The organism is Pseudomonas kermanshahensis (assembly GCF_014269205.2).
GTDB lineage: Bacteria > Pseudomonadota > Gammaproteobacteria > Pseudomonadales > Pseudomonadaceae > Aquipseudomonas > Aquipseudomonas kermanshahensis.
Window position 1 is genome coordinate 1,719,429 of record NZ_JABWRY020000001.1, and the last position, 20,140, is coordinate 1,739,568.

The 20,140-nt window shown below is 58.4% G+C and carries 19 protein-coding genes, 2 tRNA genes and 2 pseudogenes; 12 read left to right on the forward strand and 11 right to left on the reverse strand.

Features of this window, described 5'->3' with window-relative positions; translation table 11 throughout:
- Positions 1-42: 42 nt before the first annotated feature.
- Positions 43-174 carry a hypothetical protein gene (locus HU764_RS27835; protein WP_264083905.1) on the reverse strand — a complete coding sequence of 44 codons (132 nt, stop codon included), beginning with the start codon at positions 172-174 and terminating at the stop codon, positions 43-45.
- 34 nt (positions 175-208) lie between these two features.
- Between HU764_RS27835 and ahpC the strand changes: the two genes are divergently transcribed.
- The 3 genes from ahpC (at position 209) to HU764_RS07925 (ending at position 2,707) form a co-directional block, all read left to right on the forward strand.
- Positions 209-772: an alkyl hydroperoxide reductase subunit C gene (gene ahpC, locus HU764_RS07915; protein WP_027592669.1), complete on the forward strand. Its 564-nt coding sequence runs from the start codon at positions 209-211 to the stop codon at positions 770-772.
- Between the two features lie 124 nt (positions 773-896).
- Complete coding sequence (gene ahpF / locus HU764_RS07920; protein ID WP_186704059.1) at positions 897-2,459, forward strand: alkyl hydroperoxide reductase subunit F; 1,563 nt, start codon at positions 897-899, stop codon at positions 2,457-2,459.
- Between the two features lie 59 nt (positions 2,460-2,518).
- Entirely contained in the window at positions 2,519-2,707 is a 189-nt protein-coding gene (locus tag HU764_RS07925) for a hypothetical protein (RefSeq protein ID WP_027592667.1), read from the forward strand.
- 5 nt (positions 2,708-2,712) lie between these two features.
- Here the strand turns inward: HU764_RS07925 and HU764_RS07930 are convergent, their stop codons facing one another.
- The 3 genes from HU764_RS07930 to nhaR form a co-directional block, all read right to left on the reverse strand.
- On the reverse strand, positions 2,713-3,360 hold the full coding sequence (locus tag HU764_RS07930; RefSeq protein ID WP_186704058.1) for a YceH family protein: 648 nt from the start codon (positions 3,358-3,360) through the stop codon (positions 2,713-2,715).
- A 135-nt stretch (positions 3,361-3,495) separates the two neighbouring features.
- Entirely contained in the window at positions 3,496-4,707 is a 1,212-nt protein-coding gene (gene sstT / locus HU764_RS07935; protein WP_099428857.1) for a serine/threonine transporter SstT, read from the reverse strand.
- 82 nt (positions 4,708-4,789) lie between these two features.
- On the reverse strand, positions 4,790-5,683 hold the full coding sequence (gene nhaR / locus HU764_RS07940; protein ID WP_085273080.1) for a transcriptional activator NhaR: 894 nt from the start codon (positions 5,681-5,683) through the stop codon (positions 4,790-4,792).
- Between the two features lie 134 nt (positions 5,684-5,817).
- Between nhaR and HU764_RS07945 the strand changes: the two genes are divergently transcribed.
- Together HU764_RS07945 and HU764_RS07950 are read left to right on the forward strand one after the other, a co-directional pair.
- Positions 5,818-6,057, forward strand: coding sequence for a hypothetical protein (locus HU764_RS07945; RefSeq protein ID WP_099454668.1), 240 nt, complete (start codon positions 5,818-5,820; stop codon positions 6,055-6,057).
- A 28-nt stretch (positions 6,058-6,085) separates the two neighbouring features.
- Positions 6,086-6,838: a TerC family protein gene (locus HU764_RS07950; RefSeq protein WP_027592662.1), complete on the forward strand. Its 753-nt coding sequence runs from the start codon at positions 6,086-6,088 to the stop codon at positions 6,836-6,838.
- A 128-nt stretch (positions 6,839-6,966) separates the two neighbouring features.
- Here HU764_RS07950 and HU764_RS07955 read toward each other — a convergent pair whose 3' ends face one another.
- Complete coding sequence (locus tag HU764_RS07955) at positions 6,967-7,143, reverse strand: hypothetical protein (protein WP_177323871.1); 177 nt, start codon at positions 7,141-7,143, stop codon at positions 6,967-6,969.
- A gap of 164 nt (positions 7,144-7,307) precedes the next feature.
- Between HU764_RS07955 and HU764_RS07960 the strand changes: the two genes are divergently transcribed.
- Positions 7,308-8,051: a peptidase C39 family protein gene (locus tag HU764_RS07960; protein WP_186681131.1), complete on the forward strand. Its 744-nt coding sequence runs from the start codon at positions 7,308-7,310 to the stop codon at positions 8,049-8,051.
- A gap of 62 nt (positions 8,052-8,113) precedes the next feature.
- On the opposite strand, the gene HU764_RS07965 is transcribed toward HU764_RS07960, so the two are convergent.
- Positions 8,114-9,397 carry an NAD(P)/FAD-dependent oxidoreductase gene (locus HU764_RS07965; protein ID WP_099428860.1) on the reverse strand — a complete coding sequence of 428 codons (1,284 nt, stop codon included), beginning with the start codon at positions 9,395-9,397 and terminating at the stop codon, positions 8,114-8,116.
- Positions 9,398-9,598: 201 nt separating this feature from the next.
- On the opposite strand from HU764_RS07965, the gene HU764_RS07970 reads away from it, so the two are divergent.
- A tRNA-Val gene (locus HU764_RS07970) sits at positions 9,599-9,675 on the forward strand.
- A 248-nt stretch (positions 9,676-9,923) separates the two neighbouring features.
- Positions 9,924-10,000: transfer RNA gene (locus HU764_RS07975), tRNA-Val, on the forward strand.
- Positions 10,001-10,046: 46 nt separating this feature from the next.
- Here the strand turns inward: HU764_RS07975 and HU764_RS07980 are convergent.
- The 4 genes from HU764_RS07980 to HU764_RS07995 are packed head-to-tail and all read right to left on the reverse strand — an operon-like array spanning position 10,047 to position 13,738.
- Positions 10,047-11,327 carry a TRAP transporter large permease gene (locus HU764_RS07980; RefSeq protein ID WP_027596097.1) on the reverse strand — a complete coding sequence of 427 codons (1,281 nt, stop codon included), beginning with the start codon at positions 11,325-11,327 and terminating at the stop codon, positions 10,047-10,049.
- Positions 11,321-11,926 (reverse strand): TRAP transporter small permease subunit, encoded by a 606-nt coding sequence (locus HU764_RS07985; RefSeq protein ID WP_186681129.1) that lies wholly within the window; start codon positions 11,924-11,926, stop codon positions 11,321-11,323. The genes HU764_RS07980 and HU764_RS07985 overlap by 7 nt, the downstream gene beginning before the upstream one ends.
- Before the next feature lie 27 nt (positions 11,927-11,953).
- The gene (locus tag HU764_RS07990; RefSeq protein ID WP_186703305.1) at positions 11,954-13,021 is read right to left on the reverse strand and encodes a TRAP transporter substrate-binding protein DctP; all 1,068 of its coding nucleotides are present in this window, start codon (positions 13,019-13,021) and stop codon (positions 11,954-11,956) included.
- 48 nt (positions 13,022-13,069) lie between these two features.
- Positions 13,070-13,738: an RraA family protein gene (locus HU764_RS07995; protein ID WP_186681127.1), complete on the reverse strand. Its 669-nt coding sequence runs from the start codon at positions 13,736-13,738 to the stop codon at positions 13,070-13,072.
- A gap of 112 nt (positions 13,739-13,850) precedes the next feature.
- On the opposite strand from HU764_RS07995, the gene HU764_RS08000 reads away from it, so the two are divergent.
- Together HU764_RS08000 and HU764_RS08005 are read left to right on the forward strand one after the other, a co-directional pair.
- On the forward strand, positions 13,851-14,750 hold the full coding sequence (locus HU764_RS08000; RefSeq protein ID WP_027596101.1) for a LysR family transcriptional regulator: 900 nt from the start codon (positions 13,851-13,853) through the stop codon (positions 14,748-14,750).
- Between the two features lie 312 nt (positions 14,751-15,062).
- Positions 15,063-15,860, forward strand: a pseudogene (locus HU764_RS08005) (IS630 family transposase).
- A gap of 28 nt (positions 15,861-15,888) precedes the next feature.
- Here HU764_RS08005 and HU764_RS08010 read toward each other — a convergent pair.
- A pseudogene (locus tag HU764_RS08010) lies at positions 15,889-16,083 on the reverse strand (AAA family ATPase); the annotation flags it as partial.
- A 296-nt stretch (positions 16,084-16,379) separates the two neighbouring features.
- Between HU764_RS08010 and HU764_RS08015 the strand changes: the two are divergent.
- Positions 16,380-19,142, forward strand: a complete 2,763-nt coding sequence (locus HU764_RS08015; protein WP_186703304.1) for a hypothetical protein — start codon at positions 16,380-16,382, stop codon at positions 19,140-19,142.
- A 140-nt stretch (positions 19,143-19,282) separates the two neighbouring features.
- Complete coding sequence (locus HU764_RS08020; protein WP_186703303.1) at positions 19,283-20,137, forward strand: hypothetical protein; 855 nt, start codon at positions 19,283-19,285, stop codon at positions 20,135-20,137.
- Positions 20,138-20,140: the final 3 nt, after the last annotated feature.

A 20,140-nucleotide genomic window follows, 5' to 3' on the forward strand; every position in this document is an offset into this window, starting at 1 on the left:
TTTGCCGGTGTTCGCGGGTAAACCCGCTCCCACAGGGTTTTCCTACACAAGCAGCAGCTGGTTGTTCAGCGCAATCTCTTCTATTAATAAACCCTGGTTATAGCCAAAACCAATCAGCAGCATCAGCTTTGCCAATGAGCCTTCATTGGGATGAACGGTTAGGATTCTCTCCATCAACTGATTCCAACCCCATGAAGGAGCGTCTCTCATGCCTATCATCAACAGCCAAGTCAAACCGTTCAACGCCACTGCCTACCACAAAGGCGAGTTCGTCCAGGTCAGCGAAGCCGACCTGAAAGGCAAGTGGTCTGTCGTGTTCTTCTACCCGGCTGACTTCACCTTCGTCTGCCCAACCGAACTGGGTGACCTCGCTGACAACTACGCCGAGTTCCAGAAGCTGGGCGTTGAGATCTACGGCGTGTCCACCGACACCCACTTCACCCACAAAGCCTGGCACGACACTTCGGACACCATCGGCAAGATCGAATACCCGCTGATCGGTGACCCGACCCACATCATCTCGCGCAACTTCGACGTACTGATCGAAGAAGCCGGCCTGGCCGATCGCGGTACCTTCGTGATCAACCCAGAAGGCCAGATCAAGATCGTCGAACTCAACGACGGTGGTGTAGGCCGTGACGCCAGCGAGCTGCTGCGCAAGGTCAAGGCTGCCCAGTACGTTGCCGCCCACCCAGGCGAAGTCTGCCCGGCCAAGTGGAAAGAAGGCGAAGCCACCCTGGCACCGTCGCTGGACCTGGTTGGCAAGATCTAAGGTCGTGCGCCAGTCGCGGGCGGTAAGCAGCCGCCAAAGCTGAAATACCTACCGCCCCGCCAAACGCCCGGGCGCTACTGCCTGGGCGTTTTTGTATCTGAAGATTGAAAAAGGAATCGCCCGTATGTTGGACGCCACGCTTAAATCGCAACTGAAAACCTACCTGGAGCGGGTCACCCAGCCGATCGAGATCGTTGCCTCCCTCGACGACGGCGCGAAGTCCCGGGAATTGCACGACCTGCTGGTGGAAATCGCCAGCCTGTCGAACCTGATTACCCTGCGCGCGGACGGAAGCGACGCTCGTCGTCCTTCGTTCTCGCTCAACCGCCCGGGGGCTGACATCAGCCTGCGTTTCGCCGGCATCCCCATGGGCCACGAATTCACCTCCCTGGTGCTGGCGCTGCTGCAAGTCGGCGGCCACCCGTCCAAGGCCAGCGCCGACGTGATCGAGCAGATCCAAGGGCTGGAAGGCGAATTCACCTTCGAAACCTACTTCTCGCTGTCGTGCCAGAACTGCCCGGACGTGGTCCAGGCGCTGAACCTGATGGCGGTGCTCAACCCCAACGTGCGCCATGTGGCCATCGACGGCGCGCTGTTCCAGGACGAAGTCGAAGCGCGCAAGATCATGGCGGTGCCGAGCGTTTACCTGAACGGCGAAGTGTTTGGCCAGGGCCGCATGGGCCTGGAAGAGATTCTGGGCAAGATCGACACCAGCGCCGGCACCCGCCAGGCCGAGAAGATCAACGCCAAGGACGCATTCGACGTATTGGTGGTCGGTGGTGGCCCAGCCGGCGCCGCGGCGGCGATCTATGCCGCGCGTAAAGGCATCCGCACCGGTGTTGCCGCCGAGCGCTTTGGTGGGCAGGTGCTCGACACCCTGGCCATCGAAAACTTCATTTCAGTGCAGGAAACCGAAGGGCCGAAGCTGGCCACCGCGCTGGAAGAACACGTCAAGCAGTACGACGTCGACATCATGAACCTGCAGCGCGGCGAGGCGTTGATCCCTGCCACCGACGGCGGCCTGCACGAAGTACGCCTGGCCAGTGGTGCCTCGCTCAAGGCCAAGACCGTGATCTTGGCCACCGGTGCCCGCTGGCGCGAAATGAACGTGCCGGGTGAACAGGAATACCGCGGTCGCGGCGTGGCCTACTGCCCGCACTGTGACGGCCCGCTATTCAAGGGCAAGCGCGTGGCGGTGATCGGCGGCGGCAACTCTGGTGTGGAAGCGGCCATCGACCTGGCCGGCATTGTCGCCCAGGTGACGCTGATCGAGTTCGACAGCCAACTGCGTGCTGACGCCGTGTTGCAACGCAAGCTGCACAGCTTGCCGAACGTCAAGGTGATCACCAGTGCGCTGACCACCGAAGTGCTGGGCAATGGTGAGAAAGTGTCCGGATTGCGCTACAAGGATCGCACCACCGATGAGCTGCATGACCTGGCGCTGGAGGGCATCTTCGTACAGATCGGTCTGCTGCCGAACACTGACTGGCTGAAAGGTACGGTCGAGCTGTCGCCGCGTGGCGAGATCATTGTCGATGCCAAGGGCGCGACCAGCATCCCAGGCGTGTTTGCCGCCGGTGACGTGACCACAGTGCCGTACAAGCAGATCGTCATCGCAGTAGGCGAGGGCGCCAAGGCTTCGCTGGCAGCCTTCGATCACCTGATCCGCACCTCGGCGCCGGCGTAAGCCAAGCGCAAGCCTGAGGGTGTCTATGATTACCCCAGACACCCTCAGGAATCTCACCCATGACCCTGATCAGCCGCGAACCCTGGTGGCTAGTGCCACCCAAGCCCGGGCAAAAGGAGCAGGACCTGCACTGGGGCTATCTGGAAATCTACGCCGACGGCCGCACTGTGTTCGTCGACCAGCGCCCCAGCGATAAAGAACTGGCCGAGCGCAAAAGCTGCCGCAACTTCCCCGACCCCGAGCACTGAAGGGCTCAGCCTTCGAGCTCGGCCAGGCGCGCCTCCAGCGCTGCAATCCGGGCTTCCAAGGCCTCCATGCGCTCCTCCGAAACATTACCGCCACTGCTGCGGGCGCCCCCTTCCTGCTGGCGCGCGGCCAAAATCGCCTCGATTTCTGCCGGGTCACCCAGCGCATGGGTATAGCGGTCTTCGCGTTGGCCTGCCTGGCGCGGCAGGTGCAAAGCCAAATCCCGTGAAATCAGGCGCTCCAGCTGGTGCTGGATTTGTTCAGTGTCGTCGAAGTCGTGCAGGCGGTTGCTGCGGCTGAGCAGCTCGTTGAGGGTTTGCGGCCCCCGCAGGAACATCAGGCCCATCAGCACCAGCTGCGCCGGCACCAATTCCAGGGCCTTGTCCACGCGCTGCTCCCAGCGGTCGGCGCGGCTGCCCATCTGCAAGCGTGTCATGCCCTGGCCTTCGAGTGCGCGCAAGGCCTGGCCGACCTGGCCTTGGGTGAGGTTCATCACCGGCTCGCGGCTGGTCTTCTGGTTACAGGCCAGGACCAGGGCATTGAGAGTCAGTGGGTAGCTTTCCGGGCTGGTGGCCTGTTTTTCGATCAGCGAGCCGAGAATGCGAATCTCGGTGCTGTTGAAACGGCCTTCACCTGCGGTTTCGTGTTCTGACATGGCCCAGTCTCATTGCGAGGAAAAGGCCACTAGCGTAGGTAAAGCCGCTGCATTAGGCAATTGGCAGCGCTTGTTGAACGGCCTTGCCGAGGCATCGGGCTGGTCGGAAAGGGCCGCAAAGCGGCCCCAACACGCTTAAGCCCCGCGCCGCTCTTCAGCCTGGCACGCCGCTGCCGTGAACAGCACATCGGTCGAAGAATTCAGCGCAGTCTCGGCCGAATCCTGCAGTACGCCAATGATGAAGCCCACGGCAACCACCTGCATGGCGATCTCGCTGGGGATGCCAAACAGGCTGCAAGCCAGCGGGATCAACAACAGCGAACCACCCGCCACGCCCGAAGCGCCGCACGCGCAGACCGCTGCCACCACACTCAGCAACACCGCAGTCGGCAAGTCGACCGGGATACCCAGGGTGTGCACGGCCGCCAGGGTCAGCACGGTGATGGTGATCGCGGCGCCGGCCATGTTGATGGTCGCGCCCAGGGGGATCGACACCGAATAGGTGTCTTCATGCAGGCCAAGGCGCTCCGACAGCGCGAGGTTGACCGGAATGTTGGCGGCCGAGCTGCGGGTGAAGAACGCCGTGATACCGCTTTCACGCAGGCACAACAACGTCAGTGGGTACGGGTTGCGGCGAATCTTCCAGAACACGATCAGCGGGTTCATCACCAGGGCTACGAACAGCATGCAGCCAATCAGTACGGCCAGCAGGTGCAAGTAGCCGAGCAGGGCGCTCAAGCCCGACTGTGCCAGGGTCGCGCTGACCAGGCCGAAGATGCCCAGCGGGGCGAAGCGGATGACCACGCGCACGATCAGGGTCACGCCGTTGGACAGGTCCTCGACCACAGTGCGGGTGGTTTCGCCGGCATGGCGCAGCGCCACGCCCAGGCCGATCGCCCAGGTCAGCACGCCGATGAAGTTAGCGTTGAGCAAGGCATTGACCGGGTTGTCGACGGCGCTCAGCAGCAGGTTCTGCAGCACTTCCGTGATGCCGCCCGGTGCACTCAGGGCGGCGTCGCCGGCGCTCAGTGCCAGGTGCGACGGGAACAGCATGCTGGCGACCACGGCCACCACGGCTGCGGCAAAGGTACCCAGCAGGTACAGCCACAGGATCGGGCGGATGTGGGTTTCCTGGCCATGGCGGTGGTTGGCGATCGAGGCCATGACCAGGATGAACACCAGGATCGGCGCCACGGCTTTGAGGGCGCTGACGAACACCTTGCCGAGGAAGGCCAGGTTGCGGGCGACGTCGGGCGCCAGCAGTGCCAGGGCGATGCCCGCGAGCAGGCCGATGACGATCTGCGTCACCAGGCTGGTGCGGTTGAGGAGGCGGAAGACAGGGGTCATGTGCAGCGCAGTCTCGGTTTTTGAAAGGGCGGGACTTTACCACAGACCGCTGTAGGGCTTGCCGGCAATGAAGTGGGAAAAATTACCAGTGAAACAGCTCCCGCCGTGCCCCCTCGGTAATGGCCACGATGCCCGGGTGCTTGACCTTGCGCTCCACCGAGATGGCGTAGAACGACTCATGCACCGCCTCGGTCTGCCCGATCAACTGCACGCCATACTGGCGGCACACCTCCTCGGCGATGACGCTGGGCGCGACGAAAATGCCGCTGCCCGATTGCCCGAATGCCTGCATCAAGGCGCTGTCGTCGAACTCGCCAACGATGCGCGGCTGCACCTGTTGCTCGCCCAGCCAACGCAGCAACCGGCTGCGCACCACGGTTTCCTGGCCTGGAATCAACAGCGGCGCATCTTGCAGGCAGGCCGGGAAGGGGCCGGCATGGCGTTGTGCCAAGGCCTGGGTGGCGAAGAAACTCAGGCCGCACTCGCCCAGCTTCTGGCTGTAGCCCTTGATGTCCAGGTGGCTGGGCATCGGGCTGTCGGAGATGACCAGGTCCAGGCGCTGGATCGCCAAGTCTGCCAGCAGCCGCTCCAGCTTATCTTCGCGGCAGTTGATGCGCAGCACCTCGTCCAGCTCCATGGTCGGCGCCAGCAGGCGATAGACGATGGATTTGGGGACCACGTCGGCCACGCCCACACGGAACAGGATCTGTTCCTGTGGGCCGGCACGCAGTAGCGCTTCAAGCTCGCCGCCGATCTGGAACATCTGCTCGGCATACACCAGCGTCTGGCGGCCGGTTTCGGTCAACTCCAGTTGCCGCCCGACCCGTTGAAACAGCTCCAAGCCATAGGTCTGCTCGAACAGGCTGATCTGCCCGCTGATGGTCTGGGGGGTCAGGTTCAATTGCTCACTGGCCCGCGCAATGCTGCCGGTCTTGGCCACGGCCCAGAAGTAGTGCAACTGGCGGTAGTTGAGCATCGGTTTTTTCTCGATTCGTAAAAACCGAAGTATAACCGCTGAAAATACGAATTTTCCTGATGTATTAGCCTCTTTAGAATGCGACTCCATCAGGCGCTGCGTGCGCCGCCGGAATATCGACAAGCGAGGAACCCATGTTGCAGCTTAAATCCATTGGCACGCCTTTGGTGTTGGCCCTGGCCCTGTTCACCCTGGCCGGCTGCGATCAGGCCGAGAAATCCGCCCAGCAGATGCTCGACCAGGCCGCCCAGTCGGCCAAGCAGGCCATCGACAAGACCAACGAAGCGGCGCAGCAGGCCCTGAGCGATGCCATCGGCAGCGAAGGCCAGGCGCCAAAAGACGTTGAAAAGCAAGAAAAGACCCAGGACATCTGACCCCAAGACCCGATGCAGGATTGATTAAATGGAATATTTGCTGGAACTCGCCGCAAGCCCGACCGCCTGGGTCGCCCTCGCCACGCTGGTGGCCATGGAGATCGTGCTCGGCATCGACAACCTGATCTTCATCTCCATCCTCACCAACAAGCTGCCCCTGGAGTACCGCTCCAAGGCGCGGCGCATTGGTATCAGCATGGCCTTGGTCATGCGCCTGGCGCTGCTCAGCACCGTGGCCTGGATCGTCCAACTGACCGAGCCGGTGGTCGATGTGTTCGGCCATAGCTTCTCGTGGAAGGACATGATCCTGATCGCCGGTGGCCTGTTCCTGCTGTGGAAGGCGACCAAGGAAATTCACGAAAACGTCGACCCGCACGGTGCCAAGGAAGAATCCAAGGCCGGCTCCACCATCACCTTGGGCTTCGCTGCGGCCATTGGCCAGATCCTGTTGCTGGATATCGTCTTCTCGATCGACAGCATCATCACCGCCGTGGGCATGACCGAACACCTGCCGATCATGATCATTGCCGTGATCGCTGCTGTGATCGTGATGTTGGTGGCGGCCGACCCGCTGGCCAAGTTCATCAATGACAACCCGACCGTGGTGATGCTGGCCCTGGGCTTCCTGATCATGATCGGCATGACCCTGATCGCCGAAGGCATGGGCGCTCACGTGCCGAAAGGGTATGTGTATGCGGCGATGGCGTTCTCGACCTTGATCGAGATCCTCAACATCATGGCTCGCCGGGCGCGGATGAAGCGCGAAGCGGCTGAGGGTTGATCTAGAAAAAGCGGGGCCATGTGGGAGCGGGCTTGCCCCGCGAACACCGGCGAAGCCGGTGCCAACCACCGCATGGCCCCATTCGCGGGTCAAGCCCGCTCCCACAGGTATTCATCAAATACGTGCGTTTAATGTGCCTCTACCTGCCGCCGCGCCCCGCGCACAGCCTGAGGTTCGGCCACACCCTGCGGTGGCAGGTGATGATGGGAATGACGCCGTACGATACGCAGTACACCCCACAGCATGGCGGCTGCGACGCTTAGCCACATACCTACCAGCATGAGGATTGCCAGGGTCAGGCTCATGTGTGCCTCCTCCTCTCGGGCCAGCGCTGTCAGCCAGAACTCGCCTTACAGACACTTCATTAGTCTAGCCTGCCCCTTGTGACGTTCCATTGACCTTAGGTCTATTGCTGAGGCCGATTCGCTACAAGCCGCTGTCGGACTATACCCGCGCACCTGTGGGCCCTATGATCGGTGCCCAGAGCCGGGCGCTGCCTGCCTGGCATCGGAACAAGCGAGTGCCCATGGAGCAAGTTTCCTTCAAATCGCTGGCTTCAGCCCCACGCCGGTTGCTGCTGGCTGGTCTGGTGGCAGTCAGCCTGGCCGGTTGCGCCAGCGCACCGCCCGCCAGCCTCAAAGGCCTTCCGCAGCGGGTTGAAATCAGCAGCGTGCCGTTCTACCGGGGTAACGCCAACCACAGCGGCGCCATGGCCTTGGCGGCGCTGCTTTCGCAACAGGGCGCGCCGATCACCCCCGGGCTGCTGGACAAACCTTTGAACCTGCCCCAAGGCGCCGAGACCCTGGATACCAGTATCCCCCGCGTCGCACGCGACTACGGCATGGTGGTGTATACGCTGGACAAGCAACTGGACGCCTTGCTCACACAAGTGGCGGCGGGCAACCCGGTGTTGTTGCGTTATGAGGAGGGTTCGGCCTGGTGGAGCGAGCCACGCTACGCCGTGCTGATCGGTTATGACCGCTACAAGCAACGCGTACTGTTGCGCTCAGGCATGCACCGTCGGCAACTGATGGCCTTTGATGACTTTGCCTCGGCCTGGGCCAAGCAGGGGAGTTGGGCGGTGCTGCTGCAACCGCCGCGGCAACTGCCCGCCCAGGTAGACCGGCAACGCTGGTTGCAGGCTGCCGACGAGCTTGCCCGCGCAGGGCAGGAAGTCGCCGCCAAACAGGCGGTGAACAGCCTGGGGCGGTAAGCCGCGCACCGGCCGCTTCGCGGGCTTACCCGCAAAGCGGCCGGTGCGATGTTACAGAGGTATCAGAAGCCCAGGCGGTCGCGCAGGCTGTAGTACCAGGCACCAATGGCGCTGAACGGTACACGCAGCATCTGGCCACCCGGGAACGGGTAGTGCGGCAGGCCGGCGAACGCGTCGAAACGTTCGGCCTGACCACGCAGCGCCTCGGCCAGCACCTTGCCTGCCAGGTGCGTGTAGGTCACACCGTGGCCCGAGCAGCCCTGGGAGTAATAGATGTTGTCGCCAATGCGGCCGACCTGAGGCAGGCGCGACAGGGTCAGCAGGAAGTTGCCGGTCCAGGCGTAGTCGATCTTCACGTTCTGCAGCTGCGGGAAGGCCTTGAGCATCTTCGGACGGATGATCGCCTCGATGTTCGCCGGGTCGCGTGCGCCGTAGACCACGCCACCACCGAAGATCAGGCGCTTGTCGCTGGTCAGGCGGTAGTAGTCGAGCAGGTAGTTGCAGTCTTCGACACAGTAGTCCTGCGGCAGCAGGGTACGTGCCAGGTCCGCGTCCAAGGGCTCGGTGGTGATCACCTGAGTACCGCACGGCATGGACTTGGAGGCCAGCTCTGGCACCAGGTTGCCCAGGTAGGCGTTACCGGCGACGATGATGAACTTGGCGCGCACTTTACCCTGTGGGGTATGAACGACCGGGTTGGCGCCACGCTCGATGCGAACGGCCGGGGTCTGCTCATAAATGATGCCGCCCAGCGATTCGACCGCGGCAGCTTCGCCCAGGGCCAGGTTCAGCGGGTGGATGTGGCCGCCGCTCATGTCCAGCATGCCGCCGATGTAGCTGTCGCAGGCGACGACTTCACGGATGCGCTTCTGGTCCATCAGCTCCAGCTGAGTGTGGCCGAAACGTTCCCACAGGCGCTTTTGCGACTCCAGGTGGCCCATCTGCTTGGAGGTGAGGGCAGCGAATACGCCACCGTCTTTAAGGTCGCACTGGATGTTGTACTTGGCGACGCGCTCACGAATGATGCGGCCACCTTCGAACGCCATCTGGCCCAGCAATTGTGCCTGCTTGGGGCCGACGGTGCGTTCGATCACGTCGATGTCACGGCTATAGCTGTTGACGATCTGGCCACCGTTGCGGCCGGATGCGCCGAAGCCGACCTTGGCCGCTTCGACGATGCTGACCTTGAAGCCGTTTTCCAGCAGGAACAGGGCGCTGGACAGGCCGGTGTAGCCGGCGCCGATGATGCACACATCGGTTTCCACCTCACCCTGCAGCGCCGGACGTGGCGGCACCGGGTTAGCCGAGGCGGCGTAGTAGGACTGGGGGTAGGGGGTGTTGGCCATGCTCGAGGAACCTCGTGTTTTATATTTTTAACGAATGTAGCGATGCTATCAATAATAATAAACACCCGCTAGTCGTCCGTTAAAAATCCTTTACCCGGCTGTCGCCGGAGCCTTTCTATAAAGAGGTTAAGATTCAGTGAGTTAGCGCGAAAAAAAGTGTTGACAGGGTTTTTGGATTGCGTAGAATGCGCACCACACGACAGGCACATAGCTCAGTTGGTTAGAGCACCACCTTGACATGGTGGGGGTCGTTGGTTCGAGTCCAATTGTGCCTACCAAATCGAAAAGGGGTGATCCGCAAGGGTCACCCTTTTTTAATGCGCACGCGTTTTACTGTAGGAGCAGCCTTGTGCTGCGAAGAGGCCAATCCCGCTGACATTGATCTGCGGTGACCACTCGGGCCCTTTCGCAGCACAAGGCTGCTCCTACAAAACCCGGTAGCGCAGCAAAGCTGAAAGTTTTTGATTTTTCTGAAAAAAACGCTTTACAGGTACGCATTCGATGTCTAATATGCGCACCACACGACAGGCACATAGCTCAGTTGGTTAGAGCACCACCTTGACATGGTGGGGGTCGTTGGTTCGAGTCCAATTGTGCCTACCAAATCGAAAAAGGGCGATCTACACAGATCGCCCTTTTTTATTGCCTGCTAGAAAGCCGCCGGCAACCACAGTGCCAGTTGCGGGAAAGCGATCAACAGCGCGATCAGCACCAGCAACGCCAGGCAAAACGGCAGCGCGCCGTACACCACGTCCATGAAGTTGCCCCGCCCACGGATGCTCTGCACCACAAACAGGTTCATGCCGAACGGCGGCGTAATCTGGCCCATCTCGCACAACACGATCAACACCACCCCAAACCACAGCGGATCGAAGCCCAAGGCGACGACAATCGGCACGATCAGTGGCGCGGTGGTGATCAGCATGGCCAATGTGTCCATGAAACAGCCCAGTACGATGTAGAAGAGGATGATCGCCAGCAGTGTGGCCATCGGCGACAGGTTCAGGTCGGTGACAAAATTGACCAGTGTGGTGGTCAGTCCGATGGACGCCAGCACAAAGTTGAGAAAGAACGCCGACAGGGTGATGAAAATAATCATGCCGGTGGTGCGCAGGGTAGCCTCGAACGCCTGGCCCAGGCTTTGCCAGGTGAATGCCCGGCGCCACAGGCCCAGGCCAAAGGCACTCAGCACCCCCAGCGCGGCTGATTCGCTGGCCGTGGCGAAACCGCTGTAGATCGAACCAATCACCAGGGCGAAGATGGCCAGCGGCGGCAGCAGGTCAGGCAGGCAGGCCAGGCGCTCGGCCCAGCGGGTAGTCTCTTTGCGGCCGCCCAACTGGGGGCGAATCAGGCAGGCCACCACGATCAGTGCAATAAACAGCATGCTCAGGATGATGCTGGGAAGCGTCGCGGCCAGGTACAGCTTGGGCACTGACACGTTGGCGATCAAGGCAAACAGGATCATGTTGATCGAGGGCGGAATCAGGATGCCCAGCGTGCCGCCGGCGGCAATCGAGCCGAGAAACAGCGGCGCGTTGTAGCCTTTGCGTTCCTGCTCGGGGATGGCCAGGGTCGAAATGGTGGCGGCGGTCGCTACGCTGGAGCCACTGGTGGTGGCGAACAGTGCGCTGGCGCCGATGTTCGAATTCATCAGGCCACCCGGCAACCACGACAGCCACTTCTCGACGGCCTGGTACATGCGCCCGGCGACGCCTGAACACACCAGCAGCTCACCCATCAGGATGTACAAAGGGATCGCCACCAGCAGGAATTCGCTGCTGGTATTCCAGGCGATCTCGCCCATGGCGCTACTCAACGGCAGCGTCGAGAACAGCTGCGACAGCGACATCCCCAGCAGGCCGACACTGACGGCGGCGGCAACGCTCAACGCCAATAGCGCCAGCAGCATGAACAGGGTAAGGCTCAGCATGGCGTGCGCTCCTTGCCCGTGGTGCTGTCTGGGTAACGTTCTGCCTGGATGTCCTCTTCCACCGAGTTGATGCCGATCAGTGTGCTGATAGCGTGCCAGCGGCCCTTCAGCAAGTGGCCCAGGCAGATGATCGCCAGGCTCGCCAGGGTCAGGGCAAAGAACAGGTAGCCGGCGAACCACAGCGACTGGGGTATCCATTGTGGTACCTGCAAGGGCGTGTTCGATACCGAACGGTATTCGATGGAGTCCCACAGCACGTTCCCTGCGTGGTAGGCCAAGGTGCTGACCAGCAGCGCCATGCAGGTGAGGGCGAACAGGTCGAGTGCCACCCTGGGCCGCAGCCCTAGGCGCGTGTAGAGGATGTCCACGCGTATGTGCGCGCGTTTCAGCAACGTGACTGGAAACGCCCAGGCACTGGTGATCGCCAGCACGTACCCGGCCATTTCATCGGCGCCGCCCAGGGAAACACCCAGGGCCTTGCGCAAGATCAAGTCGATGCTGATCAGCAACGCACAGGCGAGCAGGGCGAAGCCGCCGACCCAGGTGCTGGCTTTGGCAATGGTGCTGATGACACCCATGCCTGAGCGGGCGGTGTGCATGTCGGTAGTCTCCGGGGGCAAGGTAGCTCATGGGGCGAGGCGCATGCCGATGGCATCGCCCACGGTGGCATTCCAGCGCGCCACGCAAGGGCCGCCGCAGCGTTTGCCCCAGTCATTGGCGATGTGCAGCGCAGCCTGGCGCAGCGCCTGTTTTTCGCTGGCGGTCGGGGCCGAGGCGGTCATGTGCGCGGGGTGGTGAATCTGGCAATCAGGGCTGCCGACATTGCAGGCTTCGGCATAGCGGTTTTCATTGGCGGTCTCGCGCCACAAGGCATCCTCCAGCACCTGCGATTGCGCCTGCAGCAATTGCTGCACCTCGGGCGGCAGTTGCTGCCAGCGCTTCAGGCCGATGCCATAAAAGCCGATCGACCAATCGACGGGCAGGTTGTAGAGGTAGCCTGCAACGTCGTACCACTTGGCGGCATTGCCAGAGCCAATACCGGTGATGGCGCAGTCGATGACGCCGGTCTGCATGGCGGTCACCACTTCGGCAAAGGGCAGGGTGACCGGCGCGGCACCGATAGCCTTGACCAGTTCGGCCATGTTGCGCCCGCGTGTGCGGATTTTACGGCCCTGCAGGTCGGCCAGCGCGTGCACGGCGTCGCGGCAGAAGAACACCTGCGCGGTATACGGCACGGTGGCCAGCAGCTTGATGCCGTGGCGCTCGGCCATGCGTTGTTCCAGTACCGGCTTGTAGGCGTCGGCGATGGTGTGGGCGGTGTCGATGGTATCGGCCAGGCCGGGCAGGTCCACGCCCTCGAAGGTGGCATCGTCGCCGGCCACGAAGGCGAACACGCCCATGCCGATATCGACTGCGCCAAAACGCATCAGACGAATGATCTCCGGCCCTTTCAGGCCGCTCTCCGACAACCCCAGCAACTGCGCGGTGACCTTGCCTTGCGATTGCGCTGGCAATGTCTGGTTCCAGAACGGCTGTTCAACCGCGCGGAACGTGTAGTTGTGGCTGCCACCGCCGACCACATTGAAGCGAATCACAGGCGGCGCTTGTTGCGGCGCAGGCGTGTCCGCAAACGCAGGCGAATGACTGAGCAGCGCGCCGAGCGCCAAGGGGATGAGCAGGGAGCTGAAGTTCACGGTAGTCCTCTTGTTCTTGTTCGGGAGCTACTTCAGGGCGATGGTGAGTCAGCGTGGGCGGGACGCCGCCTCGATGGTCGGCCGCGAGCCGACGATATCAGGGAACTTCTCACCCTTGGCCAACCGCGCCAGTGTGTGCTTTTCGTTGCGCTGGAAGTCGATGGCACGCTGAGCCAGTTCGATGACTTGGCCCGGGCGCAGAAACACCATGCCGTTTTCGTCGGCCACCACCGCATCGCCGGGGTGGACAATCACCCCGCCACATTGGATGGCCGTGCAGAACTCGCCCTCCTGGCCGATCACGCGGGTGGTGATCGCGCTGGCGCCGCGGGACCACACAGGCACGCCATGCTCGCGGATTTCGCCCAGGTCGGTGACATAGCCATCGACGATGATCCCGGCCACGCCAGCCTGCTTGGCGGCATACGCCATGGCGCCGCCCAGTGTGGCGGTTATGCGCTCGCCGCAGCGGTCTACCACCAGGAAGTCGCCTGGGCGCACGCAGCCCATGGCGTAGTGCAAAATCCCGCCATCGTTGCCGGGCATCCTCACGGTTACCGCAGTACCGACGGTCCGCACATTCTGAAAGTGGGCCTTGATGTGGGGGTTGGCAATACCGTGGGTAATGAAGTGGCCGATCGTTGCCGGTTCGGCGTTGATCAGTACTTTAAGTTCGGTGGCGCTGATCGGGGCGGGCAGTGCTTCGATAATATACATAGGAAGTTCTTGTTATGCCGGATGCTTTTTCGAAGGGTTTCGGTCATCCTAACAAGCACGCCGAACGGTCGATAATAAAAATCCGTAAGCAGTTACCGGAGCAGTTTTTATCATGCGTATTACGCTGATGCAGATCGAGGCGTTCTACTGGACCGCCCGCCTTGGGGGTGTTCACGCGGCCTCCCGCCATCTTCACCTGACCCAACCTGCGGTGTCGGCGCGGATCAAGGAAATGGAATCGCTGCTCAGCGTCAAGTTGTTCGACCGCAGCAAGCAGCGCATGAGCCTCACCGCAGACGGCCATACCGCCTTGCGCCATGCCGAACTGGTGCTTAACAACAGCACGCAACTCGAGCAATTTGCCGCGCAGCAAAAAAAGCACCGGCGCTTGCGCCTGGGCGCGGACGAGTGCTCGGCCATGGTTGGGCTGACCGCGGTGATCAGCGATATAAAGGCGCACTTCCCGGAGATCACCCTGGAGATTTCCATCGACGTCGGCGCCGTGCTCAACCGCAAGCTGAACGATCATGAACTCGACATCGCGCTGCTGACCAACCCGGCCACGCGTGAGGATGTGACCGATGTGTTTCTCGGCTGGATGACCTTCCAGTGGGTGGCCGCGCGGCACCTGGACGTGGCCCAGGGGCCTTTTTTGGCGGAGCATGCCCGGCAATATTCGATCGTGACCCACAGTGCGCCCTCGACACTGTATTCAGTGGTTGACCGCTGGCTGAAAGAAAGTGGCTCGGTCAGCCATGCCTTTCATTCAAGCAATTCGCTGGCCTTTATTGCCAAGATGGTCTCGGCGGGGCATGCCATTGGTATTTTGCCGGTGCCATTGATTCGCGACATGTTGGCCGTCGATATGTTGAAGACCTTGCCGTGCGATCCGCCGATTCCGCCAGCCAAGTTCTGCCTGTCGTATTTGACCGAACGCCCGGATATGCAACTCGACACCTTGGTGTCGATTATTCGCGCGACCTTGGTCAAACAGAATTTTCTGGTTGATTAGGCTCTGTACGAAAAGTTTTTGTGGGAGCGGGCTTGCCCCGCGATGGAGTGCGAAGCGCTCCCATACCCGATATCGACTAGCGTCAAAGTCGCCGCGAATTCAGGCTTTGCTGCCGCGTTGCGGCAGATCGCGGGGCAAGCCCGCCCACAACGATGGATAACCATACTTTTCGTACAAAACCTAGTGTGGTGTTTCAGAAGTACCACTGAAAATTTCGGCTAGGCTCTGTAAAGCCTCACTCATCAAGAGTTGTGTAGCGACATGGGCCGACCAGCAGCTGTTTTTACGCTTTCTTAGTCCGAAAAAGCGGAACTGTTACGCCGAGTAAAGCTCCGCAAGGGTGCCCAAGATGCACGGCTGCGCGCCGAGATAGTCCTTGCCTGTGCGGCTGGCGAATCAGACAACGACATTGCTCAGCACTTGAGTACGAGCAAGGATGTCGTTTCACGCTGGCGCCAACGCTTCGCGAAACTGGGATTGTTGGGTTTGAACGATGAGCCGCGCTCTGGCCGCCCTCGTACCATTTCGGATGAGTTAGTCCAGCAAGTAGTAAACCAGGTATTGCAGGGTAAGCCCGACGATTCCAGTCACTGGAGTACGTGACGCATGAGCCGTGAGGCGGGTCTATCACCTGCCAGCATCATGCGCATCAGGCATGCGTTTGGGATCAAGCCGCACCTGGAAAAAACCTTCAAACTCTCTACTGCTCCGCTGTTTGTCGACAAGGTTCACGACATCGTTGGGTTGTACGTAAACCCACCCGAGAGAGCGCTTGTGCTGTGCGTCGATGAGAAGAGTCAGATCCGAGCGTTGAACCGGAGGCAGCCTGGATTGCTGCTGTCACCAGGCAATCCCGCAACCCGCACGCATGATTACAAGCGGCATGGAACGACCTCATTATTCGCCGCCCTGGATGTGGCAACCGGTGAAGTCATCGGTCGGTTGAAGCGCCAGCATCGAAGCACCGAATTCCTCGTCAAGGATCTTGAGGCGTCGATCGAGTACTACCTGAAAACCTACAACCAAAACCCGAAGCCATTTCGGTGGCATAAAAAGCCCGAGGATGTCCTTGCCTCAGTCGCCCGTGCGGCTCGGGCACTGGGCAAGTGATTTTCAGTGGTACTTCTGAAACACCACACTAGTACCGCTCGATCGCTTTAGCGCTGCCGCTTCGGGCCTTGGTCAGCTCGCCAATCTTCTCCAGCCGCGCACGCGCGATATTGCGGCTGATGTTAAGCAAGCGCCCGGTCTGCAGCTGGATGCCGTGGCAGTAGCGGTAGGCCTCGCGAAACACGGTCTCCTCGATGAGTTCATACAGGTTGGCAACGTTCTTTATACCCGATGCTGAACTCATTCACGATAGAGCGGTTCCGGCAGGTTGCAACTATCATTTTTGCCAGTTGCTGAACATCGTGCGACGCAAGAAACTCACGCTAAACGCAGGCACAAACTCACGCAAGAGTCGTACGCCTCCCCTGAACAAAGCGAGGCAGCGAGCACATGGCCATTTTTCCTGCGGCCTGTTGAATTTATCAACTGTTGCTCTCTGCTCCTTCCTCTTTGAGCAATAAACAGGCGAGCAAAGTGCCTGGGCACACAGACGAGGTCACCTGCAGAAGGAAACATGAAATGTATGCCGACTCAGATATAGATTCACTAAGCTTAAAAATGGGCGACATCATCTATATAAAGTTCAAGAACGACTTAGATAGCGAGAAAAACGAAGAAAATACCGCGAAAGAATGGTCGTTCATCGGATGCAGATCAGGCCTCATTGCAATTACATCCGACCCAATAAAGTTTGACTCCCCATTAACACTGGAGCAGCAACAGCTGAGGGTGCTTTTACTAACATTGTTACGTGATATTGAAGGGTTTAAGAGCATCTACTATGACGTTAACACTATGGCTGAGCTTGAAACCTATGGGGTTGTTTACAAACTACACTATATCTCCCAGCTGATATATATCGGAACAAAACCATATTCAGACCGTCTGGCGGAGATGAAAACCCCTCAAAAGCTAACAGCACTAGAACTATTCAATTTCACAGATGAGCAAAATTTTATAGAGGTTATCCCAGGATCAACCAGCATTGGCGCCATTTGGGGGAGGCCAGCAGCAGTTGACACGCTGGCCAGCACGCTCAAGTTAGATCGCAAAAAATCGCTTCACTTCCTTGCAGAGAAGGACCTTACAGAGGAAGGCGTTAGTACGTTTGTCGATGGCAATAGCAAACTGAAAGGCATCGGCCATCCTGCCGTCAGCGTCTTTCAACGAACATCGACAGTTTTGAAGGAACAACAAACGTTCGCGATCATTGATGCCCTCGCGCCCGACAATCTTTCGAACACCAAACTCAAAGATACTGATACCCCCCCTTGCGCCGAACTATTTCCGAAAGGCTCAAGACTCGTGAGTCACCCGACCAGCGCAAAATTGGCTACCTGCACAGTTGAATTAAAAGACGGCAAAGCCATTCAAGTCATATTAGCCAGCACCGTAAGTTTTTTGGAGGTGATGAAGAAAATTGCTAGCTACATGACGCCCATCGAAAACGGCCCACAGTTCCCGCACTGGGTCTCACGTGACATAGTGGCCGCTTATGGACTACTCGGACTTTCAGCACCAGTAGCGAAATATGACCGCTATACGCTTGCCAGATATTTTCGTCCCAGGGAGGAGATCACGGTAAATGGTATAAAAATAGAAATTAAGAGCATGGAAAAACCTGCGCTGCGCGCATTCAACGCCGGCACCATTTTTGACATCCCCTATTGCAATGTAGAAAGCATCGCCGAATTAGAAACAAGGCAGCTTGAAGTTCAGAAGGCGCTGGCCGACTGGAAGCCGATTGACAAAAGTTACTGGATTGACCTAAAGAACAGAAACCTGAAAGATGCTCTTTTAATTGTTTATCGCGACGACGATAATGACAATCCTCAATATCATTTCTATTTATGGGGCGCACTCGACTCGACCAAATGGAGTGAGTCAGAGTTGCACTTGATAAGTATGAAGTCGGACTCCAAGAAAACATTCACTTCCAGGATGATATCCGGTATTAGACTTCATTCTTCTCCTGGCGTCCGTTTTGACATGGTCGAAGAAATTTATTACTACTGCAAGGTCGACAAAGATAACCCCATACTCAATAAACCTGAAAAAAACCTTGTCGACGCCCCCCCTGGAAACAGTAGTGACTGTAGTAACAACCCCTCGGAAGACGAGCAGATGACAAAGCCAGCAGATACACCTGATGTAACACCGGCAGTGGTGGTTACGAGTGATTGGCCAACAGCTACTCCCCCACACCGGACCTCTCACAATACGCGCCCACCGGTAGTAATTGAAAACGATCTTTACGTTATCAGGCGGTTCAGCAACGCCAATATGCTTCTCTCTTCTAAAACATCGAACCCAACACCCGCTTCTGGTGCATCGACCGCAGACGGTAGCGGTAGCGGTAGCGGTAGCGGTAGCGGTAGCGGTGGCAGCGAAGACCCTTTCAACACAGCAGTCACAGAGCTTAATACGCAACTAGGAAAGCATGGCGCGAAATGGGAAGCGCTTGAAGACAACATCCGTACAACCAACGTAAAGATCGCATTGATCGCGACGGAATTCACCCAATACGCCAGAACGTTCATAGAAGATCTGGATACGTCGAAGAACCCTAACGGTGGGGGTCCGGCTATTCCGAAGCTCTCAATTGGCAGATTCATAAATCAATCAATCAGCTCATACGACGAGCTGTTCGGTCGCCTCCAGATGGTATTCCAGGAGCAACAGCGAAGTTGCCTCGTAATGGCGCATGAGGTAATGGAATACTCAAAAGAAATCACTAATAATATTCAGCCTTGGGTCGGCGACGCTATCTGCTTGAGCAATCCAGACAGATTAAACTGGCTACTGTTTAGACAGCAGGACCAGCTGCAAAAATTGATAGCTGCTGGCCCTACAAATGATCAGCCTGTTACCACCATGGCGCTGACGCTGATTATTCCAATGTTTGGCATTAACAAGCTGCTTACCGTGGAGGAAAAAAAACTTACCACCGCCCTGGAACGACATACATTATTGAAAAAAATAAAAGAGAACAAAGAGTTCAAAAACACCATGGCGCTGCTGTATACCGAAGCAGGCTCAATGTTTGATGAAGCTACTGCGGCTGCAGCCGCCTTACGTGATTTTAACAGTTACTGGGAGGGCATGGCCGACTTACTGGCGTGTTGCGTTAGAGAATGTGCGGTGCATCACGAGGGTCAGCCGACGTTCCTTCACAAGCGGCGATTCGAGAGAATGGTTCGGATCATGGCAATATTCGAAGCACACACCCAGGATCTCTCCAACGTGCTAGGCACCCACAATAAACCTGAGAGGGTTTCGTGATGACAACTGAATATGCAAAACCCACTACGTCTATCGTCTCCGATTGTCGTGCCATGATGACGTACTATGCTAACATCCACTTGCGCCCCCTCACCCTGCATTCACTAAAAACTGACTTGACATGTTTGTGGAAGTATTTCGTGGACTTGGACCAGAACACCAGTGACATTCTTCGAAAGGCGAGCAACTACTTGGACGTAAGCTACGTCAAAGACGCCCTGGATGACGCAACTTCTCAAACAGGGGCTGTCAATGCTGATTATTACAAAGCCCGTTTACGCGCAGTGCTTGACGAAGTGACCTTTGAGGTATCGTCGTGGTCGCAAGAACTGGAAAGCTCACTTATAAATTTTTCCGGGTTCAGCTACACCGGTAATCGCTACCGACTCAAACAACTGCGTGAGACATTATCAAACCTTCGCAAAATAGAAGCACAGGCCGAAAACAGCTCAAGTTATGCCACCCTATTGAGCCGATCAAAAAAATTAAATTCGGCGATTGAAGCTTATGACAGCCAAACATTATATAGCCAACTTAAACCCATTCTCAACGAGGTAGAGAAAACAGCCAAGTCGGCAGCAGAGGCCGACACGCCGGCACATTTCAAGAAAGAATTGATCGTTGGCGGTGTACAGACGGCCATGAGTGTATTGGGGAAGGCACTGGATACCATCAGTTACGAACAATTGCGTGAAGCACGAGATCAAATTGATGCGCAGATAGGCATGATCGAGAAAACCTTTGATGAAAATAAATGCAGTACACTCGAATGCTGCACTGAGATTGGCCTTATCGAAGATTTCGAGCAGCTTCAGAAGCCAAGGCAAGAATTTATATCCGAAGTACAAAAAATAGCGTCGACGCAGACTATACTTCTGCAAGGCCTCCTCAGCCTCCCGTCTGATGAAGCAAAAGCCAGGCACTTCATTGATCATGCCTCAAAAATTAAAACGTACGCAGATGACGTACTCAGGAGCTGGAGCATCTCTCAGTAAATT